We start from the raw sequence: 25,516 nt of genomic DNA on the forward strand, positions 1-25,516 counted from the left end.
TTTTGTAATTTATAGGAAAGTTTTAGCATGAATCATTCAGATAAATCTTCCAAGGAAAGACTTTGTTTTCCATCTTAATAAAATATTAAGGTTTTCTTTAATTCTATAGGAAGGTTTTTTTAAAAATAATGAGGTAAACTAACGATATCTTTAAAATGCAATGGGAAAAATAAAGGAGGCGTACCATGAAAACAAATATATATGTAGTGTACGGAGGTAAGTCAGTAGAGCACGAGGTATCTCTTAAGACTGCATTTTCGATAATTAATGCACTTGATAAGGATAAATATGATGTATATCCCGTTTATATAACCAATGAAGGCCAGTGGTGCTGCTTGGGTCAGCAAAAAGAGCCCCTGATAAATATATTACATTTACAAAAACCATCGGCCAATCATATCAGCCAGTCTATTGGAAAATTCTTAACAGAGCATTATAACCCAGAGGAAAGAAATTTAATTTTTCCGGCTGTTCATGGAACAAATGGAGAAGACGGTACCCTGCAAGGGTTTTTGGAGCTATTGGAGGTGCCCTATGTGGGCAACGGGGTGATGGCCTCCGCCATAGGATTTGATAAAGAGATTATAAAGGAATTATTTGAAAAATGGCAGATTCCCCAGGCAAAATACACCACCCTATCCTATAAAAATTGGAGGATTAATCCGGCATTAAGCTGTAGTGAAATAGAAGCCTTAATCGGTTACCCATGCTATGTAAAGCCCGCCAGATTGGGCTCCAGTGTGGGAATAAATCGATGCGAAAATAGAGTGGCCCTGGAGGCCGCCCTGGAAGAGGCAATGAAATATGATGATAAAGTAGTTGTAGAGGAAGAAATTAGAGGAAGAGAGATGCAAATTGCTGTCGTAGGCAACGATACTCCAAAAAGCTCTGTCGTGGGTGAATATATCCAGGCTAAGGCCTATATGGACTATAATGCGAAGTATGTAGACGGCCAGCTGATTCCTGTTATTCCCGCTGCCCTTATATCTGAGGTTAGTGAAAAAATGCGTAAAACAGCAGAAGATATTTTTCAAAGATTAGACTGTAAGGGGCTTTTAAGGGTTGATTATTTCGTTACAGAAGATAATCAATTCTATGTCAATGAAGTCAATACAATACCTGGATTTACCAGCTTCAGCATGTTTCCGGCCCTTTGGGAACAAACCGACGGTACGACCTATAGCCAATTAATTGAGAAACTAATTGATTTAGCTTTTGAAAGATATGAGCAAGGAAAGCGGATACAAAAGAAGAGGTGGATAAAATGATTAAAAGAACATTAAGGGAAATTCAAGAAATGGCCGGAGGATTTGGTTTGCCCGAGGCTTATCTGGACTACATGATAGAGGGCGTTTCGATCGATTCCAGAAGCATTAAAGAAAATCAGTTATTTGTTCCAATTATTGGAGAACGATTCAATGGACATGAATTTTTAGAAAAGGCTGTGGCCCAAGGTGCCAAGGCGGCTCTTTGGAGCAGGTATGAAGCAATTCCCCCCATCAACATTCCTTTGATTTTGGTGGAGGATACCCAGAAAGCCCTTCAAGAATTAGCCATGGCCTACCGTAAACAATTAGATGTTAAGGTCATAGGAATAACCGGTAGCAACGGTAAAACCTCAACGAAGGATATATTGGCTGCAATACTGGGAATCAAATACAAAACCTATAAAACCCTGGGTAACCTTAATAATCATTTAGGGGTTCCCCTTAGCCTGCTGGCTATGGATCAAGACACAGAAATGGCAGTCATAGAAATGGGAATGTCAAGTCTGGGCGAAATTCGACTTTTAACCAATATTGCCAGCCCCGACGGGGCCATTATTACCAATATTGGAGAAGCCCACTTGGAAGATTTGAAAACAAAAGAAAACATTTTGAAGGCAAAGCTGGAAATAATAGAAGGCTTAAAGCCCGGGGGATTCTTTCTCTATAACAGCGGTGACCCCCTTTTAAAAACCATTTCTGAAGAACAGGTGAATCCCTTTCAGATAGTAACCTTTGGAGAAGGCGGCATGTATGTACCGGTACTGGATACTGTAGAGGAGGAAGGAATTCGGTTCCACCTTAAAGGATTAACAGATTCAATGTATTTACCTATGCTGGGGAGGCACCAGATGGAAAATGCTGCTGCAGCCATGGCCATGGGCTATTGCATGGGCTTATCATGGAAGGACATTGAGGCAGGTCTGAAGAAGATCAATGTTACCGCTGCAAGAAATGAATTAATCCATGGTCAGGGCCTGACAATATTAAACGATTCCTATAAATCAAATCCCCTGAGCCTGAAGGCTGCATTGGAAACCCTTTACGGCCTTAAGAAATACAGTCAGAAAATTGCCGTTCTCAGTGATATGAATGGTTTGGGGGAAGATGCTATTTCGCTGCATCGGCAGGCGGCAGACTATTTAGATCCCGATCAATTAGATTACTTATTGACAATGGGGCCTCTATCCAAAGAGCTTGCTAATGCAGCCATGAAGAAGTTCCCGCGAGAAAGGGTTATTCATTGCGTAGACCTAAATAGCCTGGCCCTTCATATCAATAGAATTATTAAAGAAGGGGCCATTATATTAATAAAAGGTTCCAGAGAACAGCAATTGGAGCTATTGGTTGAAGAGCTGAAGCAAAAAAATCTATTGGAAGTCGAGCATACTGCCGACACAGCACCCCTTCATCGGGATACCTGGGTGGAGATTCGTCTCGATATTATTGCCAACAACATCAGACAAATAAAGTACTATTTGCCTCCTGCTACGAAGCTTATGGCTGCGGTGAAGGCTGATGCCTATGGCCATGGAGATTTACAGGTGGCAGAAATAGCCCTTGAGGCAGGGGCTGATGCACTGGCTGTATCTATTTTAAAGGAGGCGCTGCACCTTCGAGGAAGTGGTATCAAAGCACCCATTCTTGTGTTGACCCCAATTCTGCCCAGTGATGTTGATCTGGCAATTCAAAACGATCTGTCGGTCACAGTATTTCAAGGCTCCTGGCTGGAGGAAATGAGGGCCTATAAAAAAGATCTCCGGCCCTTGAAAATCCATTTAAAAATTGATACGGGTCTTGGCCGCCTTGGTTTAAGAAATAAAGAGGAGCTTGAAGAAATTCTTCCTTTGCTTCGTCAAGACGATATTCTTTTAGAAGGTATGTATACTCATTTTGCTACAGCCAATTGGGAGGACGAAACCTTTTTTAATCAGCAGTTTGCCGCCTTTACAGAGATCATGGATTGGGTGAAATCAAAGGGATTGAAGGTCGAAAATTATCATTGCAGTAATACCGCAGCAACCCTGAAGCATCCGGAATGCTCTCTGGATATGGTCAGAATTGGAGTGGGGATGTTTGGAATTTACCCCTCTGCTGAAATTAAAAGGACTGCACCATTATCCTTACAATCTGCCCTGTCCTTCCATTCAAAGGTACTCCATGTGAAAAGGGTCGATAAGGGTAGCACAGTAGGCTATGACACGGCCTATGTGGCAGAGGGAGATGAATGGATTGCAACTATTCCTGTGGGCTATGCCGACGGATGGTTCCGCTGCTTCCAGGGCTTTTATGTACTGATTGGGGGAGAAAAGGCACCAATCGTAGGCAAAATCTGTATGGATCAGCTAATGGTCAGATTACCTAAATGGGTACCTATTGGTACACAGGTAACCTTAATTGGCAGACAACAGGAGGCGGAAATAACCCTGGAACAATTGGCAGATCATATCGGAAGTGTACCCCAAGAAATACCCTCTATGATTACCTACCGGGTGCCAAGGATCTATTATAACCTTAATCAGAGGGTACAAATCCTTACTGAAAGGATTTGGCAGGACGAACGAAGACTGATATAATGACTGTAGAATTCTTCATTAAGGGGTGAGGCCCATGGAAAAGGAAACAATTTTGGTGGTAGACGATGAGAAGGAAATTGCTGATTTAATAGAAATTTATTTAACCAATGACGGATACCAGGTTTATAAGGCTAATACAGGGAGTCAGGCATTAGAAGTGCTGGAAAAAATGGATATTCAGCTGGTCATATTAGATATTATGATGCCTGGAATAGACGGGTTAGAAACCTGCAGAAGAATCAGGAGTGAAAAAAACATACCTATTCTCATGCTTAGTGCCAAGTCTGAAGATATGGATAAAATTTTAGGCTTAAGTACAGGGGCAGATGACTATATGACAAAGCCCTTTAACCCGATGGAACTATTGGCAAGGGTTAAATCACAGCTAAGGAGATACATTACATTAAATCCGCAATTTAATTATTCCAACGGGCAAAAACAAATTTCTATCAATGGACTGGTAATAGATCAAGTAACCCATACTGTCACTCGTTTTCAACAGGAAATATGCTTAACACCTATTGAATTTGATATTTTATACCTTTTAGCCAGTCATCCTGGAAAGGTTTTTACAGTCGATGCGATCTTCCAAAGGGTTTGGAAGGAGGAATATCTGGAATCCGACAATACGGTCAGAGTTCATATTCGAAAGCTGAGGGAAAAGCTAGAAGATGACCCTAAAAAGCCCTATTTTATAAAAACAGTATGGGGGGTAGGCTATAAATTTGAAAATGAGACCTCAATCAAGTATTAGGTGGAAAATTTTATTGCTTTTCATTGTCAGTATTGTGCTTGCAATTTTAACGGTAGGGTTACTGCTGTTATTGGCCTTTATTATTGGCAATTATCCTATAATATACCAGCTGTTAATGTTTCTAAACAGTGTATTAGGGGTCTTGCCGGTAAGTGTTTTTGTTGGGGGCGTTCTGTTTATTTTCTATTTCTTTTTATTAAGTGAAAAAAGCATTCGATACCTGGAAGAGATTACAGATAACCTGAACCGGGTAGCAAAGGGAGATTTTACAATTAATATACCGGTTCGTACCAATGATGAATTGGGGGTACTGGCAGACAATATCAACTCAATGACTCAACAGTTAAAGGAATCTATAGAAGAGGAAAGAAGGGCAGAACGGGCAAAAACAGAATTAATTACCAGTGTGTCCCACGATCTTAGAACCCCTTTAACCTCAATATTAGGCTACCTGGGGCTGGTGGTGAATGATCGATACCGAGATGAGCTGGCGTTACGATATTATGCAGATATTGCCTATACAAAATCAAAGCGATTAAAGGAATTGATTGATGAACTATTTGAATACACCCGGGTTAGCTATGGGGGATTTAGGGCAAGCTTTGATAAAATTAACCTGGTAGAGCTGTTGGAGCAGCTTACCGAGGAATTTGTTCCCATGCTTCAGGAGGCAGGAATGGTTTGTCGATTGAGGCCATCCGAAAAGGAAATCTATGCTATGGCAGACGCCAATATGCTGGTAAGGGTATTTGAAAATTTACTGACCAATGGAGTTCGCTACGGTAAGGATGGCAAGTATATTGATATCCTTATTCAGGAGTCTGAATCCGTTACAATTGATTTTATTAATTATGGCGATGCAATTGATTCCCAAGATTTACCCTATATTTTTGATCGTTTTTATCGAGTTGAAAAATCCCGTTCCCAGGAGCTGGGCGGAGCAGGCCTGGGGCTGGCCATTGCCAAAAGTATTGTTGAGCATCACAAGGGAAAAATCGAAGTCTTTAGTGATAACAATGAAACTAAATTTGAGGTAATTTTACCAAAATTCCAGACTACAGAGAAATAATCTGTAGCCTTTTTTTGTCTAATATTCATATTAGACGATTGCTCGATTAAGCTTAACAACCTATAACCTTAAAACAAGATATGATAAGCTATGGTACAACCCTAAACATTAGTCTAAATGATTATCCTTAACGAAACGGGCAATACTCATTGGTTAAGGATTATTTTTTTATTAGGTGGTTCTGGGATATTTTACCCCCCTGCCCACATACTATAAAAGTATAGAAGTCTATACAGTTGTTAGGGGATGTGCTATAATGAAAAACAAATATAAAGTCGCCTTTGAATGGCTGAAAATGATTGGTATTGCTTTAATGCTGGCCCTTTTAATTGAAAACTATCTCTTCGGTTTCGCTGTGGTGGAGGGCAGGTCCATGGAACCTACCATCCATAACAGGGATCGATTATTTGTTATGAAGCTGGCCTATCTAAAAAAAACACCGCAGGTGGGAGATATCGTTATTTTTCATCCTCCCAATGGTACCAAGAGAAGGGAATTGTTTATCAAAAGGGTAGTTGCCCGGGAAGATGACCATTTTTCAATTGAAGATGGTGATTTGTATGTCAATGGGGAATTGATAGAGGAAAGTTATCTCGTCGATGAAGCGTACATTGACAGGGTTTATCCCTTTAAGCAAGGCGTTGTTCCAGAGGACAGCTATTTTTTATTGGGTGATAACAGGAATGACAGCAATGACAGTCGAACCTTTGGTTTTATTAAGGAAGATCAGATAAAAGGCAAGGTGATTCTTCGCATCTGGCCCTTAAATGAGATAAAGGCATTTGTTGGCAAGAAATAGCGAGATATGGAGTCGAAGGTAATGGAGCTTAAGGAAGAAATAAAAAAATATGCCAAAGAAATTGGAATCGATTTAATTGGTTTTACCAGTGCTGAGCCCTTTGAGGAACTAAGACCGATCTTAGAAAAAAGAAAAAGAGAGGGAAAGCTATCGGGCTTTGAAGAGAAGAACCTGGACCTTCGTATCGATCCCCAAAAAACCATGGCGGAGGCCAGGTCAATAATTGTTATCGGACAATCCTATTTTATTGAGGATACAAGAAACAAAACAATCTCAGACACAGATCCTATCTACAGGGGACAATTGGCCCGTACTGCCTGGGGACGAGATTACCATCTGGTATTAAAAGAAAAGCTGGTGCAAATCGCCGGCTTTATTCAGGAGCAGGTGGCGGAATTTCAATACATGGCCTTTGTAGATAATGGGCCCCTGGTTGACCGCCAGGTGGCCTATCGGGCCGGACTAGGCTGGTATGGCCTAAATCACACCTTAATTAATCAGGAGTATGGTTCGTGGTTTTTTATTGGATATATGCTGAACAATCTGGCCTTTTTGCCAGATGAACCCCTAAAAAACAGTCGATGCCTGGAATGCAAAAGGTGTCTATATGCATGCCCTTCAGGAGCCCTGGAGGATGCCCAGGGTTTTGATGCCAATAAGTGCCTATCCTGTCAATTACAAAGAAAAGAGCCTATTCCCCTGGAAAAAAGGCCTGTTTTCGGAAATAGGTTATATGGCTGCGATGTTTGTCAGCAGGTATGCCCCCATAATGCCGCCGCAAGGAAGGCCAGGGGCAAAGACTTTATTCCCGGGCAGCCGGAAGGTCAGGTAGACTTAATTAAGCTCCTTACGATGTCTAACCGTGAATTCAAGGAGCAGTTTCAGCAAAATGCTTCGGCCTGGCGGGGCAAACGGGTACTGCAGCGTAATGCCATTATGGCTCTGGTAAATCATCGAGATTCAGGGGCGGCCCCTTATCTTCTTCCCCTTTTAAAGGATTCGAGGCTAGAAATTAGAAAAGAGGCCCTGTGGGCCCTTGTGGAATTAGACCCTGAATTGGCCCTTGTGGAGCTTGAGAAAATGAAAAAATATGAGAAGAATCAGGAATTAATAGAGATGATAGATGACTACCTAAAAAAATTGAAGCCCTAGAAACCTGGAATGACCAGGTTTTTTTTTATTGATCATTTTGACTTGACAAAGTTGTTGTGGAAGAAAAGAGTCCCTATGAATATCATGTTAGTAGTTTAGAAAATATGCAGATAGGAGGGATCCACTTGAAGCACCCACTAGAATTAAGTCATCATCAGTTGAGGAGAATATGCGATTTTTCTGCCTTTCGCTTTACAACGACTGAAGAGGTTCCAGGAATAAAGGGAATGCTGGGTCAGCAAAGGGCAGAGGAAGCCATGGAATTTGGCTTGGGTATACAGCATAACAGCTATCATATATATATAAGTGGCTCCAATGGAACAGGTCGTACCACCTATGCGAAATCCATTGTTGAGGAGCTTTCAAGGGAAAAACCCGTCCCCGATGATTGGTGCTATGTTTATAGCTTTGATCAGCCCGACGAAGCGGTGGCCTTGAACCTGCCTGCCGGTCGAGGCAGACAATTTCAAAAAGATATGAATGAAATGATTGAAGAAATCATTCTACAGGTTACAAGGGCCTTTAACAGTGAAGATTATGATCGGCAGCGAAATGAAATATCAAAAATTTACCAAGAGGAAAAAAATAAATTGATCAACTATTTAACAGCCTTTGCCAGGGAAAAAAATTATATGATAAAGGGTACCAGTACCGGATTTGTTTTTAAATTAATTGATAAGGATCGAGAGGTAACCGATGAGGAATATGAAAGCCTGGAGGAAAGTGAGAAGAAGAGGCTTGAGGAACAGCTCCTGGAAATTCAGGAAACCGCCATGGAAGTCATCATCAAAATTAAAAATATAGAAAGATTGGCTAAAAAAAGGTTACTGCAATTGGAAATGAAGGTTGGTCTTTTTATTGTTAATCCTATTATGAAGGATCTAATTGAGGCCTATTCAGATTGTGAAAAGGTCGTTGCCCACCTAAAAAGAGTTCAAGAGGATATTGTCGAAAATATCTATCAATTTGTACTGGATGAGGAAGAAGCCCTAAACCCACTGGAAAAGATAGAAGGAGAGGGGTTCCTGAAAAAGTATCAGGTTAATTTATTTATCGATAACAGCCAAACCGAAGGGGCTCCTGTGATCATGGAATACAACCCTACCCTCAATCGATTGACAGGCTCCATTGAATATATTGCCAATAATGGTGTGTTAAAATCTAACTTTTTGAAGATTAAACCGGGGGCGATTCACCTGGCCAACGGGGGGTATTTAATTTTAGAGGCCAAGAAGCTATTAACCAATCCCTATTCCTGGGAAACCCTTAAACGAATTCTTCAGACCAATGAAATTACTGTAGAAAACATGGGTAATCAAATAGGAATCATAGATGCCGTCAGTCTGAAATTAGAGCCTATCCCTATTCATTTAAAGGTTATTTTAATTGGCAGCGAATATCTGTATTATTTACTTTATCATCATGATGAAGATTTTGATAAATATTTTAAGGTATTGGTGGACTTTAATCATGAAACTGAACGAAATGCCGACACAGAATATCGTATTGCACAATTTGTTAATAGCTATACCCAGACCAAAGGAATTCGTCCCCTGGATCGACAGAGTATGGGTGCCCTGGTGGATTACAGTTCAAGATTAGTCGGGAACCAAAATAAGCTCTCAACCAGGTTTGATAAGATGATTGAGATCCTTGTTGAGGCCAATTACTGGGCCGGTATAGACAACAGCCCTACTGTTGGGCTTCAGCATATAGAAAAGGCAATTGCCCATAAAAGGTATCGAGTAAGCAAGCAACGGGAAAAAATCAGCGAGGGCTTTGAAAATCAAAAAATACTAATTGATATTAAGGGTCAAAAAATTGGTGTAATAAATGGGTTATCAGTAATCAGTGTAGGCGATAATCAATTTGGTAAGCCCGGTGTCATCACCGTCACCACCAGTGCCGGAAGGGAAGGGATCATTAATATTGAGAGGGAGGCCCAATTAAGCGGCGAGATTTATGACAAGGGAGTTATGATTTTAACAGGCTTTTTAATGGAAAAATTCGGTCAAAATAAAACCTTAGCCCTGTCTGCCCGAATTTGCTTTGAACAATCCTATGGTGGGATTGACGGTGACAGTGCCTCCAGTGCAGAGCTATATGCCCTGTTATCAAGCATCAGCGGAATTCCCATTAGGCAATATATTGCGGCAACCGGATCGATTAATCAGAAAGGTTATATCCAGCCGGTAGGAGGTGTAACCGAGAAGATCGAAGGCTTCTTTGAAGTATGCCAAAGCAGGGGATTAACCGGAAAGCAGGGGGTCTTAATTCCTTACCAAAATATTGATAATCTCATGCTGGCAAGGGATGTGGTAGAAGCCGTTGAGGCGGGTATTTTTCATATTTATGCCATCAAGCATGTCAATGAAGGCTTGGAAATCGTCATGGGCCAATACCATGAAAAAATCTATGCCAGGGTCAATGAAAAACTGGCATACTACCAACAAATTGCAGAGAGTCTTAAATAGTGCTTTTTTTGATTTTAGCTCTTCCTTTCAAGGAAGGGGTTTTTTTAGTCAACAAGAGGACAGGTTTTCAAAGTAAAGCAAGGGAAACTTCTACAGAGGAAATGAACAAAATTTTCTGACTATCATTCCTTCAGAAGGAATTTGGAAGAGAATGTGGTATTTTATGTTTGAGAGTTGTGTTTTAGCATCATCGTTTTAACAGTTAAATATCATGTCATAAAGCAATGGCCTATCGTAAATAATGATAGTATGCCATTAAAAATTAATTAGGAGGGAAACCAATGTCAAAGGTCCACGAATTGAACTATTTAAAGGAAAAAATTCAAGAGTTAAAGGACGACGGCGTTTACAGGAGGCTTCCAATATTAGAGGGCCCCAATGAAGCAGAGATCGAGTTAAACGGAAAGAGGGTCATTAATCTTTCCTCCAATAACTATTTAGGCTTTGCCAATCATCCTAGATTAAAAAAGGCCGCCATTGAAGCGGTAGAAAAATATGGTGTAGGTGCAGGGGCTGTTAGAACCATTATAGGAAATATGGATATTCATGAGGAAATGGAAAGGCTTCTGGCGGAATTCAAGCGTGAAGAAGCCGTGATGGTTTTTCAGTCGGGCTTTAATTGTAATGCAGGAACCATTCAGGCCATCACAGAAAAGGGTGACTTAATTATTTCTGACGAGCTTAACCATGCCAGTATTATTGACGGATCAAGGTTAAGTCGTGCAGATAAAACGGTTTTTAAACATGCTGATATGAATCACCTTGAAACCGTCCTCAAGGAAAATCGAGATAAATATCGAAATATATTGATCATTACCGACGGGGTATTCAGTATGGATGGAGACATTGCACCCCTTCCCGAAATCGTTGAACTGGCAGAAAAATATGATGCCATGACCTATGTTGATGATGCCCATGGCTCGGGGGTATTGGGAGAAAGCGGCCGGGGCACTGTAGATCATTTTGGTCTTCATGGAAGGGTTGATTTTAGCATTGGTACCCTTTCTAAGGCAATAGGTGTTGTTGGAGGATACGTGGCTGGAAGCCATACCATGAAGGATTGGCTAAGTCACCGGGGCAGACCCTTGTTATTCAGTACCTTCCTTCCTCCAGCCACAGTGGGCCCCATAATCGAAGCAGTTAAGCTATTAATGAGTACAACAGAATATACCGATCGACTTTGGGAAAATGCCAGGTACTTTAAGGAAAAAATCAGCGGGTTAGGATTTAATATTGGTAACAGTCAAACGCCCATCACACCTGTGATTATTGGAGAAGAGTCTAAAACCATGGAATTTAGCAGAAAACTATTAGATAAGGGTGTTTTTGTATCAGGTATCGTCTTTCCTACAGTACCAAGGGGTACAGGAAGACTAAGATGTATGGTAACGGCAGGTCACACAAAGGATCAGCTGGATCGAGCAGTGGAAGCCTTTAAGGTGGTTGGGCAGGAAATGAATCTGCTCTAGTATATAATTAGCTTCAACAGAAAAAGAAATCCTCAAAATTAAGGATTTCTTTTTTATTTTTTGCCCCCTTTTAGGGAATTTTATTTAGTAAAGAATCAAAGTGGAGGGGTATATTGATGGGAAGAAAAAGTAAATTATTTAAATATTTTATAGTGTTGTCGCTCTTACTCACCCTGTCAGCCTGTAATTTGCAGGAGGAAATAGCTGAAGAAAATCCAGTGCCCGTTGAGGTGGCAGCAGTAGAAAAGAAAAACATAAGGGCTACAATTACGCTGGGTACCCAACTGCGTCCCCAGGAGGAGCTGATGATATTTGCCAAAACGCCTGGTCTTAAGGTGACAGATTTACCTGTAAAGCTAGGAGATACCGTTTCAGCGGGAGCGCTTCTCTTTGAATTAGACAAGGATCCCCTTAGAATGCAGGTGGAGCAGGCCCGTTTGAATTATGAAATGGCCCGGGCCCAATATCAGCGACAAAAGGAACAGCAGGCTTCCATTACTACAGAGGTAGAAGAAGTGAGTGTTTTTAAAAGCATTACCAGAAATTTAAATCCCTTTACAGGAACCATGGAAAAGGAAATGGCTGCCCTGACCCAGGACAGTACCTTAGCCATGGCCCAGGCCCAGGTGGAGCAGAGCAGGATGATCTATGCCAATAGCCTGGCACAATTGGCAGAGATGGAATATTATGCTCCCATAGCCGGAGTAATTTCTCAAATTAATATTCAAAAGAACCAGCTAGTGATGAATCAAGTACCTGCCCTGACTATTTCTGATATTTCAAGACTAAAGGGTGATTTGATGGTTACACCGCAGGTGTATCAGGCTATAGGCCTTGGAAAAGAAATTACTGTAACAGCCGACGGTCAAGAGGCTCAGGGAAAAATTTCCCTGGTGAATCCAATTCCTGATCAACGAACAAATTTGTATTTAGTGGAATTTACCCTGGATAACGAAGGACACCAACTATTAGGAGGGGTGTTTGCCCAGGCGAGGCTAACGATTGAGGAAAAAGACAATGCCCTGGTGATTCCCAAGGAGGCAATTATCATAGAGGGCAATGAAGCCTATGTTTTTACGGCAGAGGATGGCAGCGCCCATAAAAAAAGTATAAAAACAGGCATTGACAGCGGTGAACAGGTTGAAATACTAGAGGGCTTGAAAGAGGGTGAAAGGGTTGTGATAAAGGGGCAACACTATTTAGAGGAAGGGGCAGCTTTGATGATTGGGGGATTAGACCATGACAATAATTAACTGGGCAGTCAAAAGGCCCATTACGGTTATCATGCTGATTTGTTTCATCCTTTTAATGGGTATGGTAGCCATATTCATGCTGCCCATTGATCTTTTACCCAAAATGAACATACCCGTTGCAATGATCAATACTCAGTATCCCGGGGCTGGTCCCCAGGAGGTGGAAAATTTGATTACGAAGCCCCTGGAAGCAGCCGTGGCCATGGTTCATAATGTCAAGCGAATTACCTCCACCTCCAGCGAAGGGAATTCAAGGATCACCATAGAGTTTTTCCAGAATACTGATATGGATTTTGCTGCCTTAGAAATCAGAGAAAAAATTGATTTGGTTAAGGGCTATTTACCGGAAGATACCATAGACCCCATGGTGTTAAAGGTTGATCCCAATGCACTGCCTATTATGAATGTGGGAATAGGCGGAGACAAGGAGCTGGTCAGTCTTCAGGAAATTGCAGAAAATATCATCCAACCAAGGCTGGAACGGATTCCAGGGGTTGCTTCAGTAAGTCTTTCCGGTGGCGCAAAGGAGGAAATCCATATTGTGGTAGACCCCCTAAAGCTTCAAGCACTGGGTACAAATCTTCAACAGCTGATGACCTTGCTAAGGGCGGAAAATATTAATTTACCCACGGGGGAAATCACCGATGGGCAGCAACAAAGGCTGACTCGTTTTTTAGGGGAATTTCAAAGCCTAGAGGATCTAGAAGGGCTGCCGCTATTGCTTCCAAATGGGGCTGTGGTTCCCCTTAAAGACCTGGCCCAAATTAATAGGGTACTGGCCGGTGCCCAGGAAATAACCAAAATGGACGGAAAGCCCAGTGTCAGGCTTACCATTCAAAAACAATCAGTGGCCAATACTGTTAAGGTGGCCGACTCAATTAATCAAGAGCTGAAAAGGCTTCAGGAGGAACTGGATGGTATTACAATTCGGTCGATGGCAGACCAGTCTGTCTACATAAAAAATTCCATCAGTAATGTAGGGAAAACAGCTATTTATGGCGGGATTTTAGCGGTGGTGGTTTTATTTTTGTTTCTAAGAAATTATCGCAGCACCCTGACCATTGCCCTGTCCATTCCAATATCGGTTTTTGCCACCTTTGCACTGATGTATTTTTCAGATATTACCCTCAACCTTCTTTCCCTGGCGGGTTTTGCTTTAGGGGTGGGAATGCTGGTCGATAACGGCATTGTTGTTCTGGAAAATATATACCGATATCGAGAAACGGGGAGCAATATAGTTGATGCAGCTATTCATGGAACCAGAGAGGTTTCTGCGGCCATAGGGGCCTCAACCTTAACATCTGTTGCGGTTTTTTTGCCAATTGTCTTTGTACAGGGAATGACTGCCCAAATCTTTAGAGAATTGGCCTTGACCGTTACCTATGCTTTGCTGGCTTCGTTGTTGGTTTCCATTACTTTAGTACCTATGCTTTCAGCCAGATTATTAAAACAGCCTCCTGAGGATGGGGTCAAAAAGGAGCATATCTTTTTTAGATTTTTTGATCGTATCATGTCAAAAATCTTTCGAGGGTATAAAATAATATTAGCCAAAGGATTAAAACATCGAGGCTGGGTTTTGGCCTTTTCTGCTATCTTTTTATTGGCTTCGGTGGGGGCCCTTTTCAGGGTGGGGGCCGAATATTTTCCAGAATTTGATGAAGGAACCTTTACAGTAGATGTGCGGCTGCCCCATGGAGCTACCCTTGAACAAACTAAAGCACTGGTTCAGGAAATCGAAGTAATGCTGAGGCAGCAAAAAGAGGTTGAGTCTCTTTTTAGTACCGTCGGTACAGGGGGAAGCAGCATGATGTCGGCCAGTACCCAGCGTAATCGAGGAACCATTGATGGCGAGCTGGTTCCTCAAAATCAACGGAAAAAATCCACGGGAGAGGTGATGGACGAAATTAGAGGAGTTCTGGCTAAAATTCCAGGGGCTGAAATAACTGTTACTGCTAATTCCTCAGTTTTGTCCATGGGCTTCGGGGGAGACGCTGTAGAGGTAGAAGTCCGGGGGGATGATCTGGATACCCTCAAGAAAATATCAGAGGATATTGTCAATATCGTTCAAGGTATAGCCGGTACCCGGGAGGTGGCCACAAACTATATTGAGGGACCACCGCAATATGAGCTGGTCATTGACCGACAGGCGGCAGCCCGGTACGGACTACAAGGAGGTCAGATTGCTTCTATCATAAGAAGCCTGGTTCAGGGTACAACAGCTACCCGCCTGAAATTAGCAGAAACAGAATTAGATGTAGTCGTAAAGGGACCAGCGTATTTCAGAGAGGGTCTGGGAAGCTTTATGCAGATTCCACTGATTACCCCCCTGGGTGTAGGGGTACCCTTAGAGCATGTAGTCTCAATTCAGCGGGGAACTGCTCCCAGCACCATTAGACACAGCGACCAGGCTCGAGCCATTAGCGTCAGTGCAGCAATTCTAAATCGAGATTTAAATACAGTTGTACAGGAAATTCAAAATAAGCTATCTGATTATGATTTTCCTGCTGGCTATAGCTATGCCTTCCGTGGACAGCAGGAGCTGTTGGAGGAAGCATTTAACAGCTTGATTTTAGTGGTTATATTAGCTATATTATTGGTATATATGATATTAGCATCACAATTTCAATCTTTAATTCATCCCTTTACCATTATGCTTTCAGTACCCCTGGCCTTTGCCGGGGGAGCCATTGCCCTTCTGCTTACATCAAGGCCCTTAAGTGTACCAGGTTTAATTGGAGCAGTGGTATTGGCAGGCATTGTAGTAAACAATGGTATCGTATTGATTGATTACATTCTTGTACTACGGGAAAGGGGATTTGAAAGGGAAGAGGCCATTATGACAGCAGGAAATACCAGGCTTAGGCCGATTTTAATGACGACCTCTACCACAGTTTTGGGGCTATTGCCCCTGGCCCTGGGTATCGGAGAAGGAGCAGAGGCTCAGGCACCCATGGCTACGGTTGTGATTGGAGGGTTAATTTCTGCCACCTTTCTAACCCTGGTAGTAATACCAGTAATCTATTCGATATTTGATGATTTGATGGTGAAAAAAAATAGTGCATAATTCATTATGACAGAAGAGGTGGGGGAAATGCAGGTTGGCATCTGTACGATCAGAATGCACTTATTTGGTGTTGCTTCATTAAAGGAGAAGCGACACATTGTAAAAAGTGTAATTGAAAGGGTAAAGGCTAGATTTAATGTCTCGATAGCTGAAGTGGGAGAAATGGATAAATGGCAGATTGCCGAAATCGGTTTTTCCTGTGTCAGCAACAGTCGCAGGCATGCAGACGAAATTTTGAACAATGTCATTCATTTTATGGAACGGGATGGCCGATTTGAGATTTCCAATTGGGATGTGGAAATATTGTAGATAAAATAAGGGGGTACAAATGAAAAGAAAGAAGCTAACCAAAGGACAAATTAAAGAAGTGCTGGCTATATTGAAGGATCTATACCCCAACGCCGAAAGTGAGTTGGATTTTAAGAATTCCTTTCAGCTGTTGATAGCAACAATTTTAGCGGCTCAATGCACCGATAAAAGAGTTAATCAAGTGACAAAGGAGCTCTTTAAAGAGTTTCCGGAGCCAGAAGACTATCTTGGGCTTACAGAGGAGGAGCTGGGCAGGTGGATCAAAAGCTGTGGCTTCTACAAAAATAAAAGCAAAAATATATTGGCTACCTGTAAAATATTAGTCGATGATTATCAAGGCCAGGTGCCAAATGATCGTGAAGCATTGATGGGGCTTCCGGGAGTCGGCAGAAAGACTGCCAATGTGGTTTTAAGTAATGCATTTGGTGAAGATGCCATTGCGGTAGATACCCACGTCTTTAGGGTATCTAACCGTATTGGCCTGGCATCGGCCGATAATGTAGATCTAACAGAGCAGCAGCTGATGAAGAATATTCCTAAAGGCCAGTGGTCTGATGCTCACCATTGGTTAATTTTCCATGGTAGAAGAATTTGCAAGGCCAGAAAGCCGCAATGTGATCAATGCCCGTTAACCGACCATTGTTTATTTTATCTAAATCAGCTTTAATTCTAAGTCTATCGACCTATATCCTGATTGATCTTGCTAGATCGACAGATTTCTTTCAGGTGATAGAAGGGAAAATGAGGATCGGTGAAGAAATAAGGATAACAGCATGATTTAGAAAGGAAGCCGATTCTATGAAAAATCACTACCATGACAATGGACTTGTTTTTGCTCTGGATATTGGTACAAGAAGTGTAATAGGCCTGTTGGGGGCTTATCAGGATGGAAAAATTGTCGTTAAGCACAGTACCATTCAATTTCACCAAAGCCGAGCTATGTTTGACGGGCAAATCCATGATATTGAAGAGGTAGCCTCTATTGCGAAAAAAATAAAGGAAGAGCTGGAAGAACAGGCACAGGTTACGATTAAGGAGGTGGCCATTGCTGCTGCGGGACGAGCCCTTCAAACCCATCGAATTGAAATAGAAAGGGAAATTGATCCCAATAAGCTGATTGATAAACACCTGGTAAACAGCGTTGAAATAGAAGGTCTGCAAAAAGCCCAAAGGGCTTTGGAAGAGCAAGCCCTAGAGAAGAATCAATACTTTTGTGTTGGCCATACCGTTGTCAATTATTATATTAATGATGGCCTGATCACAAATCCTGTCGGTCATCGGGGCAATCAATTGAAGCTTGATATTTTAGCCACCTTTTTACCCCATGGGGTTGTAGACAGCTTAAATACCGTTATGGCAAAAATTGGCCTCGAGGTAAGCTATATGACCCTAGAGCCCATTGCGGCCTTAGAGGTGGCAGTTCCGCAAAATGTCAGATTATTAAATATTGCTTTGGTAGATATTGGAGCGGGCACTTCGGATATAGCCATTACAAAGGATGGCACAGTTGTCGCCTATGGTATGACATCTACTGCCGGTGATGAGATTACAGAGGCCCTGGCCAAAAGCTATTTATTAGATTTTGATACGGCGGAATCCCTTAAATGTCAGCTATGTTCAAGGCCAACCCATCAATTTACAGATATATTGGGGCTGACCCATGAGTTGACAACCGAGGAAATTTTAAAGGAAATTCAGCCAGCCATCGATTTGGTAGCCCAAAATATTGCCGAGAATCTTCTTAAGCAAAATTCCAAGGCACCCAGTGCCATATTTTTGATTGGCGGGGGAAGTCAAATTCCCTGTTTACCTAAGCAGTTGGCGGCCCTACTGGAAATGCCTGAGGAACGGGTGGTGGTCAGGGGAACTGAAATTATTCAAAACCTCCAGCATAATAATCTGAAGGTGCTGGGCCCCGAGGGCATCACCCCTGTAGGGATCTTGGCAAAGGCTTTAAAAAATAAAGCCCAGGATTTCATTGACATTAATGTGAATGGCAGGGAGCTAAGGCTGTTTCAGTCAAAGGAGCTAAAGGTCAGTGATGCCCTTGTTTTAATAGGCTACAACCCCCGTGATCTAATTCCCAAAAGGGGAAAGCCACTGACCATTGTAATCAATCAAGAAAAGAAAATCTATTATGGCGCCTATGGGCAGCCGGCAGAAATCTATGTCAATCAGCTTGCCTCCAGCCTCGAAAGCCCCATTAAGCATGGTGATAATATCATTATCAAACCGGCTCAAATGGGTACCGATGCTGACTATACCTTTAATAAGCTAATGGACTTAGAGGGGCGATTGAATGTAAACAATAGGAAAGTTAACCAATTTTACGATATCAGCCTAAATGGGGAACCCGTAACAGGAAACCCTCGTCTAAAGGACGGGGATATTATTCGATTTAAAAAAATAGCCACCCTGGGAGAGCTGGCCGATTATTTAAAGCTTGATTTATCGCATAAAGCTGTGCGGGTGAATGGTGAACCGGCAGATTATTTTACCACCATAGAACAAAATGACCTAATAGAAATAGTTAATTCAGAGGACACACCACAGATCAATGAAGTACCAGAGGAAGCCAATTGCAAGAAAATAAAAATAAAATATAACGGTGAAGAGCTGGTGCTTGAATTAACGAAAGAGAAAGAGAACTTAATTTTTGTAGATATTTTTAATTATATTGAATTTGATCGACAGCGGGTCAGGGGAAAGCTGGTTTTAAACCACAATGGGTCGCCTGCAAATTATACAGATCCAATTCAAGAGGGGGATGAGATTGAAATACGCTGGGATTAAGAATAAATTAAGGTATTGAAATCATAACTTGTTATTTAAAAGAATATTTTATTAAAATCCCAATAAAATTGTATTAAGTGTAGTGTAGCTGTACTTTAGATTGCACCGAGGAGTGATAACATGGAACCGAGTATACCTAAGAAAAACAATAAAAAATGGTTCCTGTGGCTGACAGCAATGATATTGGCTACTGTATTGATTGCTTTCTTAACACTGGGAATGTTTGTTTTGAATGAAAAGGGCTTTTATCGAAATATTTATGTGGAGTCGGTGGATATAAGCAATCTATCGAAGGAAGAAGCACTGATGAAGCTACAAAAAGTATTTGACAATGAACTTGAAAACCAGCAAATCACGATTATCTATGAAGGGGAAAGCTGGCATTATCCCTATCGCCTCCTGGGGTATCGCTACGATTACGAAGCTGCTTTAGAGGAGGCCTATCGAGTGGGCCGAGAGGGTAATCCCCTGGCCAGGCTTTCAGAAATTTATGGCCTTAGAAAGTATTCAAAGATGATTCCCCTGGCAGCTGAATATGATATAGAAAAGGTTGAACTGGTTTTAGAGGAGATCAACAGCGAAATTTTCCAAGAGCCGGTGAATGCCAAGGCTATACGACGATCAGGGAGCTTTGAAATAACAGAAGGAATTCCCGGGGTAGTGCTGGACGCCGAGGAGCTTATGTACAGAATTAAGGAACAGATAGAAAATTATCAAGGCACTCCCATTGAGCTGCCTGTAAAAAATATTGCTCCCCGAATTACTGCCGAAAGCCTAAAGGATTTGAAGGAGATTATTGGTAGTTTTTCTACCACCTTTGATGCAGGAGTAAAGGGAAGAAGCACGAATATTACCATTGCCTCTAAAAGCATAGATGGTACGTTGCTTATGCCTGGCGAGGCCTTTTCCTTCAATGAACAAACCGGCCCCCGGGGGGTTGCAGAGGGATACCAGGAGGCTCCGGTAATTATCAATGGTCAGTTAATCCCAGGAATTGGCGGCGGTATCTGTCAAGTATCCTCTACCCTATATAATGCAGTGGTAAGGGCTGATTTAGAAATTATTAATCGAAAGAACCATTCTTTGCCTGTGGCCTATGTGCCCTTAGGACACGATGCTACAGTGGCCTACGGCTATATTGATTTTGAATTTATAAATGATATGCCCTATCCGATTTATTTGGAAAGCTCTGTTCAGGGAAATCGGGTAACTGTTAATATTTATGGAAGAAAAACCCAGGATACAAGCATTAAGCTCTATTCAGAGGTAGTAGAAACCATTGAGCCTAAGATCGAGATAAAAACCGACGATACCCTTTTTGTAGATGAAAAAAAAGTAGAAAGGGAACCTAAAAGAGGATACCGTGTTCATACCTATAAAATATATACCAGTAATGGAAAAGAGGTTAAACGGGAACTGATTTCAAAGGATTATTATATTCCTGTTAATGGAATTACCCTTCAGGGGACTAAACCCCGTTCCCAAGTTGAGGCCCCTGAACCCGTAAATGGAGAGGAAGTTAATGTGTCTCCGGAGGGGCCGGAGCTTTAACTTCAAAAACTATATAGAATTGATTTCCCTAAAGGTTTATAGGACCAGAGGATCATATTTTGATCCTCTATTCTTGTTTTATCGACAGAAAGGGATCTTGCCATGGTATTTCAAACCATATTTTGATATAATAATAACAGCAATATATCGAATGGCTGGAGGATACCAATGGAAGAATTATTATATGACAAAACGATTAACTGTCCCGTATGTAAACGAGATTTTACTTCTAAAAAGGTTAGAATTAGAAAACTCAAAATTCAGGAAAAACAGGATGATTTAAATGTAGTTTATAAAGAAATAAACCCCTTGTATTACCAGGTGTTTGTCTGCCCCCATTGTGGCTACAGCGGCACTGAAAGCAGCTTTGAAGAAATTACACCCAACCAAAAACATGATTTTGATGATCAGATTCGCTATAAGTGGAAATCTCGGGATTATGGCGGTATCAGAACCTATGAGGAGGCAGAAGCATGTTTTAAAATGGCCATCTTGGTGGCACAGGTTACGAAGCGGCCCCAGAGCTATTTAGGAAACCTGTGTATAAAGCTGGCCTGGTTGTATAGGGGATATAACAGTGTGAAGGAAGAAGAATTTTTAAAGCATGCCCTGCATCATTTTGAAGCATCTTATCAAAATGAACATTTAGAAGGAACATCGGTGGATGAAATGACCGTTGCTTACCTGGTGGGAGAGTTAAATCGATATTTTGGAAGGTTCAAAGAGGCAATTATTTGGTATAGCAAGGTATTAGATCATCCCATGATTAAGCATAATCGACAGCTACAATTGAAAACCAGAGAACAGTGGAGGGTGGCGAAGGAGCAATATGATGGAGAAAAGAGAATTACAGAAGCCTGATTGTATATACTACAGTCAAATACAGGTTGCAGGACTGGAGCTTTTCCTTGCCTCAACCCATCGGGGATTGGCGTTGGTGGACTTTCATAACGATGAAGTTAAAGGACTAGCTGAGCTTGACAGGCTTTTTCCCGGGGCCCAGTACATATTTAGCCCGGAAAAAAATCTTCCCTACGAGGCAGCCCTAAGGGAATATTTTAATGGAGCCTTAAAGGTCTTTGACCTACCCCTTGACGTGATTGGTACGCCCTTTCAAAAGCAGGTGTGGCAGGCTTTAACAGAAATTCCCTATGGAAAAACCGTAACCTATAAAGACATTGCAGTAAAAATTAACCGTCCAAAGGCAGTTCGGGCTGTGGGAATGGCAAACAACAAAAATAAAATCCCAATCATTATCCCCTGCCATCGGGTCATTGGTTCAAACGGAAGCCTCGTTGGTTATGGTGGTGGGCTTCATATCAAAAAAAAGCTCCTTTCTTTAGAAGGGGTTACAGTCTAAAAGTACAATAGCCTAGCGGGCTCCTCTTCTTAAAATTCTGCTGGCCCTTTAAGGGAACTGGATATGTATCAATTCAAAGGTGGTTATCTTCTAGCCACTTTTTTGTGTTCCTTTTCATTAAAAACAGGCATAAATTAGTAGAAATGGATGGCAGAAAAGATAGGAGTGGATATTTTGAAGCATTTAAAAAATCCAATTATTTTTATTCCTGGTTTAATGGGCTCCTTTGGGGGAGATATGCTGAAGGGGCAAAAAAAGTGGGGCTTTGGTATGGCCCGATTAATTTATGATCCCTTTATAAGGGGATTGGAAAATTTAGGCTATCGCAGGGGACAAAATCTTCATATATGCCATTATGATTGGCGCAGGAGAATAGAAGAAATTGTACCCACTTACCTTATTCCTATGATTAATGAGGCTAAGAAAAAACATCCCGATCAATCGATTGATATCATTACCCATAGCATGGGGGGATTGGTGGCAAGAGCCTTTATTCAGGGATCGCTGTATCAAAATGAAGTACACAAGCTGATTCTAATTGGCACGCCTAATCTGGGAGCCCTGGATGCCTATTATCTATGGTCTACCGGCAGAATGGTACCAGTGAAAAAAAGATCAATATTCCAAATCATCTATCGGGGGTATCTTTGGATACTTAGAAAAATTCTAAAAATCCCTATGGGAGAAAGTCATTTATCCGAGCTGCATAGAAATTTCCCGGCCCTGGGACAGCTTATTCCCTCCAATGGTTATGGGCCAATCTTAACCTATGAATCAGCACCTGATCAATGGGTGCTGGTACCCAGAAGTTATATGAGATATCAAAATCCACTGTTAGACCACCTTAACAGTCAATTGCCTATATTAAAGGAGCGGGTAGAGGAGCTTTATTGCTATTGCGGAGAAGGAAAGGAAACCAACGAACAGCTGGTGGTCGACCCACAACAGTTACTTAATTATGGAAAAGAGATGATTACAGGAATTTTAAAAACCGGCCAGGGAGACGGTGTAGTGACGGTTGCCAGTGCATCATTGGATAAAGGAATAGGCAATGTACTGCCCGGCAGCCATCATGGCATTCTGATGGAAGCCCTGAACCCAATTTCTCAGGGCTATGGGGTTCAAGTGGTTGACAGTTATCATGAGGAAGAAGAAACCCTGCACCTGCTTTTTAATGGACCGATTGAGTTTACCCTGACCAGAGGACAGCAAACCATATTAGTCTATGATACCGATGGAATCAAGAGCAGCTATGACCATATGATTCAGGAGCACGAGGGAGATTTCCATTGGATTGCCATTCGCAACGTTCCCTACGGTGAATATAACTTATATATACAAGGGAGCAAGATTCAAACTATTAATCTTTTGGTATTGGGACGAGAGGTAGAAAAAGAATATACCGGCGAAGCATCAGGGTTAGGCCATAGACCCTTTGCCAGCTTCTATTTAGAGGCGGAAAAATAGATTGATAAAAATAGTTGTTTCTGGTATGATTAACTTGAATTTAATATCTTGTGTTGGTGCAAACAATAGCTTAATAGGGAAAGTGGTGAAATTCCACTGCAGCCCCCGCTACTGTAAGTAATGACTAAGGCAGCCATAAACCACTGGGAAACCGGGAAGGGTGCTGCCTGTAGGATGAGTTACAAGCCAGGAGACCTGCCACGCAGCAATAAACTACCTTCGGAGGGAAGGCATGTTTCATGGTTTTGATTAAAAGCCCTTACCTCTGTCGTGTTTAGGTAAGGGTTTTCTAATTTATAGGAAAGAGGAAATTGTTATGGGAAATTTAATTTTGGTAACGGGAGGAGCCAGGAGCGGCAAAAGTACCTTTGCAGAAGGTCTCTTAAGGGAGCTGGGGGACAAGGTACTCTATGTTGCCACAGCCAAGGCCTTCGATCAGGAAATGCAGGATCGAATCAAAAAACATCAAGCCAGCCGTCCCCAGGGGTGGCAAACGCTGGAGGCCTATAGGGAATTGGATCGGGCGCTGGCCCTCAGTGGAACCTGCATGAAGGGAATCATATTGGATTGTGTGACCATTATGATTACAAACCTAATGATGGATTATGAACCCCATTGGGATAAGGTAAAGCCCTTAAGGATCAATGAAATAGAAGGAAAAATAATGGATCAATTTGTAAGGGTTGTTGAATATACAAAAAATACTGATGCCACTGTCGTGCTGGTTACCAACGAGGTGGGCTTCGGCATCGTACCGGGCTACCCTATGGCCAGGGCCTTTCGGGATATAGCAGGCAGAGTAAATCAATACCTGGCTTCCCAGGCCCATGAGGTTTATTTAACGGTTTGTGGTCTCCCATTAAAAATAAAATGAGGAGTGAAATATATGCTTACAAAAAAATTGGAAAAGGGCTTAATTCATATTTACACCGGCGATGGAAAGGGAAAAACGACTGCTGCCCTGGGGCAGGGGATCAGAACCTCGGGATCGGGCTTTCGGGTATTAATGGCTCAATTTCTTAAGGGTGATGATACAGGTGAGCTATACAGTATTGAAAAAATACCTAATTTTGATATCATTCGCTTTATTAAGGCAAACAAATTTTATTTTCAGATGAACGAGATAGAAAAAAAACAGGTTCAGCAGGGAATTATGGAGGGAATGAAGATCATAGAAGGCCATTTGAAGGAAGAGCACTATAATTTAATCATATTAGATGAAATTATGGCTGTACTTAATCATAAAATCCTTACTGTTGATGTCATTTTAGACTTGATTGAGTCGAAGCCTCATCATGTAGAATTAATTCTAACAGGCCGAAATGCGCCCCCAGAGCTGGTGGAAAGGGCTGATTATGTAACCGAGATGAAGCTGATTAAGCACCCCTTTCAACAGGGCATTTACGCCAGGAAGGGAATTGAAAGCTGATGGGCCGTTTCATTGGGATTTTGCAATTTTTGACCCGAATCACCATTGTCAAGGACCTTCCTTTAGATGAATCCTTTCATCGGGGAATTATTTTTTTTCCCTGGGTGGGCCTGCTGCTGGGAGCGATCAATCTGTTGGCCTACAGCGTGTTTTCATACCTCTTTCCATCGGCCCTTGGGATATTGTTAACCCTAAGCCTTTATATCGTCTTGACCGGTGGCCTTCATTTAGATGGTCTGGGTGATACCTTCGACGGTTTTTACAGCAATCGCCCCCGGGAGCAGATTTTGGATATTATGAAGGACAGCAGGCTGGGTACCAATGGATTACTGGCCATTGTGATGGTGCTGATCCTTAAGGCTGCGGCCTTGATATTGCTTAAGGGGTCAGACTTGATGATAGCCCTTGTTCATATGCCCATCATGGGAAGACTGGCCCTGGCCTTCGGGTGCCATGGTGCAGTCTATGGAAGAAAAAGTGGATTAGGTAATGCATTTATCGGAAAGGTCTCCAACCCCATGCTGCTCCTGGTGGTGGCCATGGGAACCTTAATGACCTTCTATTATCCCAGAAGTCTGATTTTCATCGGCATACTATATGGCTTTTCAAGTCTCTATAAATTCCATGCAGCACAGGTTATTGGAGGCATGACGGGGGATACCCTGGGGGCCCTTTGCGAGCTGTCTGAGGTATTGTATCTGTTATTTTTACTAATTCAATTGAGATAGGGGT

At 42.0% G+C, this 25,516-nt stretch carries 20 protein-coding genes and 1 riboswitch; all 20 genes read left to right on the forward strand.

Annotated elements, in window-relative coordinates; translation table 11 throughout:
- The first annotated feature begins 185 nt into the window (after positions 1 to 185).
- Complete coding sequence (locus ACYQ1I_RS13855; RefSeq protein WP_459766310.1) at positions 186 to 1,268, forward strand: D-alanine--D-alanine ligase family protein; 1,083 nt, start codon at positions 186 to 188, stop codon at positions 1,266 to 1,268.
- Positions 1,265 to 3,841, forward strand: coding sequence for an alanine racemase (gene alr / locus ACYQ1I_RS13860; protein ID WP_459766312.1), 2,577 nt, complete (start codon positions 1,265 to 1,267; stop codon positions 3,839 to 3,841). The genes ACYQ1I_RS13855 and alr overlap by 4 nt, the downstream gene beginning before the upstream one ends.
- Positions 3,842 to 3,875: 34 nt before the next feature.
- On the forward strand, positions 3,876 to 4,595 hold the full coding sequence (locus ACYQ1I_RS13865; protein ID WP_459766314.1) for a response regulator transcription factor: 720 nt from the start codon (positions 3,876 to 3,878) through the stop codon (positions 4,593 to 4,595).
- A gap of 13 nt (positions 4,596 to 4,608) precedes the next feature.
- Positions 4,609 to 5,664 (forward strand): sensor histidine kinase, encoded by a 1,056-nt coding sequence (locus ACYQ1I_RS13870; protein ID WP_459766316.1) that lies wholly within the window; start codon positions 4,609 to 4,611, stop codon positions 5,662 to 5,664.
- Between the two features lie 256 nt (positions 5,665 to 5,920).
- Positions 5,921 to 6,463 (forward strand): signal peptidase I, encoded by a 543-nt coding sequence (gene lepB, locus ACYQ1I_RS13875; protein ID WP_459766317.1) that lies wholly within the window; start codon positions 5,921 to 5,923, stop codon positions 6,461 to 6,463.
- A 6-nt stretch (positions 6,464 to 6,469) separates the two neighbouring features.
- Positions 6,470 to 7,615 carry a tRNA epoxyqueuosine(34) reductase QueG gene (gene queG / locus ACYQ1I_RS13880; RefSeq protein ID WP_459766319.1) on the forward strand — a complete coding sequence of 382 codons (1,146 nt, stop codon included), beginning with the start codon at positions 6,470 to 6,472 and terminating at the stop codon, positions 7,613 to 7,615.
- 125 nt (positions 7,616 to 7,740) lie between these two features.
- Complete coding sequence (locus ACYQ1I_RS13885) at positions 7,741 to 10,089, forward strand: Lon protease family protein (RefSeq protein ID WP_459766321.1); 2,349 nt, start codon at positions 7,741 to 7,743, stop codon at positions 10,087 to 10,089.
- Between the two features lie 281 nt (positions 10,090 to 10,370).
- On the forward strand, positions 10,371 to 11,558 hold the full coding sequence (locus ACYQ1I_RS13890) for a glycine C-acetyltransferase (RefSeq protein WP_459766323.1): 1,188 nt from the start codon (positions 10,371 to 10,373) through the stop codon (positions 11,556 to 11,558).
- Between the two features lie 116 nt (positions 11,559 to 11,674).
- Positions 11,675 to 12,811 carry an efflux RND transporter periplasmic adaptor subunit gene (locus ACYQ1I_RS13895; RefSeq protein ID WP_459766325.1) on the forward strand — a complete coding sequence of 379 codons (1,137 nt, stop codon included), beginning with the start codon at positions 11,675 to 11,677 and terminating at the stop codon, positions 12,809 to 12,811.
- Positions 12,798 to 15,875, forward strand: a complete 3,078-nt coding sequence (locus ACYQ1I_RS13900) for an efflux RND transporter permease subunit (protein WP_459766327.1) — start codon at positions 12,798 to 12,800, stop codon at positions 15,873 to 15,875. The genes ACYQ1I_RS13895 and ACYQ1I_RS13900 overlap by 14 nt, the downstream gene beginning before the upstream one ends.
- A 6-nt stretch (positions 15,876 to 15,881) precedes the next feature.
- Entirely contained in the window at positions 15,882 to 16,184 is a 303-nt protein-coding gene (locus ACYQ1I_RS13905; protein WP_459766329.1) for a DUF503 domain-containing protein, read from the forward strand.
- A gap of 19 nt (positions 16,185 to 16,203) precedes the next feature.
- Positions 16,204 to 16,851 (forward strand): endonuclease III, encoded by a 648-nt coding sequence (gene nth, locus ACYQ1I_RS13910; RefSeq protein ID WP_459766331.1) that lies wholly within the window; start codon positions 16,204 to 16,206, stop codon positions 16,849 to 16,851.
- Positions 16,852 to 16,982: 131 nt separating this feature from the next.
- Positions 16,983 to 18,977, forward strand: a complete 1,995-nt coding sequence (gene pilM / locus ACYQ1I_RS13915) for a pilus assembly protein PilM (RefSeq protein WP_459766333.1) — start codon at positions 16,983 to 16,985, stop codon at positions 18,975 to 18,977.
- Between the two features lie 120 nt (positions 18,978 to 19,097).
- On the forward strand, positions 19,098 to 20,528 hold the full coding sequence (locus ACYQ1I_RS13920) for a VanW family protein (RefSeq protein ID WP_459766335.1): 1,431 nt from the start codon (positions 19,098 to 19,100) through the stop codon (positions 20,526 to 20,528).
- 168 nt (positions 20,529 to 20,696) lie between these two features.
- Positions 20,697 to 21,389 (forward strand): DUF2225 domain-containing protein, encoded by a 693-nt coding sequence (locus ACYQ1I_RS13925; RefSeq protein ID WP_459766337.1) that lies wholly within the window; start codon positions 20,697 to 20,699, stop codon positions 21,387 to 21,389.
- Positions 21,361 to 21,888 (forward strand): methylated-DNA--[protein]-cysteine S-methyltransferase, encoded by a 528-nt coding sequence (locus tag ACYQ1I_RS13930; RefSeq protein WP_459766339.1) that lies wholly within the window; start codon positions 21,361 to 21,363, stop codon positions 21,886 to 21,888. Before ACYQ1I_RS13925 ends, ACYQ1I_RS13930 begins: the two co-directional genes overlap by 29 nt.
- Before the next feature lie 174 nt (positions 21,889 to 22,062).
- A complete protein-coding gene (locus tag ACYQ1I_RS13935) occupies positions 22,063 to 23,355 on the forward strand; it encodes a lipase family alpha/beta hydrolase (protein ID WP_459766341.1) in 1,293 nt (430 codons plus the stop codon).
- Between the two features lie 36 nt (positions 23,356 to 23,391).
- A riboswitch (cobalamin riboswitch) is annotated at positions 23,392 to 23,572 on the forward strand.
- 99 nt (positions 23,573 to 23,671) lie between these two features.
- A complete protein-coding gene (cobU, locus tag ACYQ1I_RS13940; RefSeq protein ID WP_459766343.1) occupies positions 23,672 to 24,229 on the forward strand; it encodes a bifunctional adenosylcobinamide kinase/adenosylcobinamide-phosphate guanylyltransferase in 558 nt (185 codons plus the stop codon).
- A 12-nt stretch (positions 24,230 to 24,241) separates the two neighbouring features.
- On the forward strand, positions 24,242 to 24,784 hold the full coding sequence (locus tag ACYQ1I_RS13945; RefSeq protein ID WP_459766345.1) for a cob(I)yrinic acid a,c-diamide adenosyltransferase: 543 nt from the start codon (positions 24,242 to 24,244) through the stop codon (positions 24,782 to 24,784).
- Positions 24,784 to 25,512: an adenosylcobinamide-GDP ribazoletransferase gene (gene cobS, locus ACYQ1I_RS13950; protein WP_459766347.1), complete on the forward strand. Its 729-nt coding sequence runs from the start codon at positions 24,784 to 24,786 to the stop codon at positions 25,510 to 25,512. Before ACYQ1I_RS13945 ends, cobS begins: the two co-directional genes overlap by 1 nt.
- Positions 25,513 to 25,516 lie beyond the last annotated feature (4 nt).

The sequence above is a fragment of the Alkaliphilus crotonatoxidans genome (assembly GCF_054658015.1).

Excerpts from the sequence above, each read along its gene's own strand:
- ACYQ1I_RS13905 (WP_459766329.1), top strand. The coding sequence starts at position 15,882 with ATGACAGAAGAGGTGGGGGAAATGCAGGTTGGCATCTGTACGATCAGA.
- ACYQ1I_RS13920 (WP_459766335.1), top strand. The coding sequence starts at position 19,098 with ATGGAACCGAGTATACCTAAGAAAAACAATAAAAAATGGTTCCTGTGG.
- nth (WP_459766331.1), top strand. The coding sequence starts at position 16,204 with ATGAAAAGAAAGAAGCTAACCAAAGGACAAATTAAAGAAGTGCTGGCT.
- ACYQ1I_RS13930 (WP_459766339.1), top strand. The coding sequence starts at position 21,361 with ATGGAGAAAAGAGAATTACAGAAGCCTGATTGTATATACTACAGTCAA.
- ACYQ1I_RS13945 (WP_459766345.1), top strand. The coding sequence starts at position 24,242 with ATGCTTACAAAAAAATTGGAAAAGGGCTTAATTCATATTTACACCGGC.
- cobS (WP_459766347.1), top strand. The coding sequence starts at position 24,784 with ATGGGCCGTTTCATTGGGATTTTGCAATTTTTGACCCGAATCACCATT.
- ACYQ1I_RS13895 (WP_459766325.1), top strand. The coding sequence starts at position 11,675 with ATGGGAAGAAAAAGTAAATTATTTAAATATTTTATAGTGTTGTCGCTC.
- alr (WP_459766312.1), top strand. The coding sequence starts at position 1,265 with ATGATTAAAAGAACATTAAGGGAAATTCAAGAAATGGCCGGAGGATTT.
- ACYQ1I_RS13890 (WP_459766323.1), top strand. The coding sequence starts at position 10,371 with ATGTCAAAGGTCCACGAATTGAACTATTTAAAGGAAAAAATTCAAGAG.
- pilM (WP_459766333.1), top strand. The coding sequence starts at position 16,983 with ATGAAAAATCACTACCATGACAATGGACTTGTTTTTGCTCTGGATATT.
- cobU (WP_459766343.1), top strand. The coding sequence starts at position 23,672 with ATGGGAAATTTAATTTTGGTAACGGGAGGAGCCAGGAGCGGCAAAAGT.
- lepB (WP_459766317.1), top strand. The coding sequence starts at position 5,921 with ATGAAAAACAAATATAAAGTCGCCTTTGAATGGCTGAAAATGATTGGT.
- ACYQ1I_RS13865 (WP_459766314.1), top strand. The coding sequence starts at position 3,876 with ATGGAAAAGGAAACAATTTTGGTGGTAGACGATGAGAAGGAAATTGCT.
- queG (WP_459766319.1), top strand. The coding sequence starts at position 6,470 with ATGGAGTCGAAGGTAATGGAGCTTAAGGAAGAAATAAAAAAATATGCC.
- ACYQ1I_RS13925 (WP_459766337.1), top strand. The coding sequence starts at position 20,697 with ATGGAAGAATTATTATATGACAAAACGATTAACTGTCCCGTATGTAAA.
- ACYQ1I_RS13900 (WP_459766327.1), top strand. The coding sequence starts at position 12,798 with ATGACAATAATTAACTGGGCAGTCAAAAGGCCCATTACGGTTATCATG.
- ACYQ1I_RS13855 (WP_459766310.1), top strand. The coding sequence starts at position 186 with ATGAAAACAAATATATATGTAGTGTACGGAGGTAAGTCAGTAGAGCAC.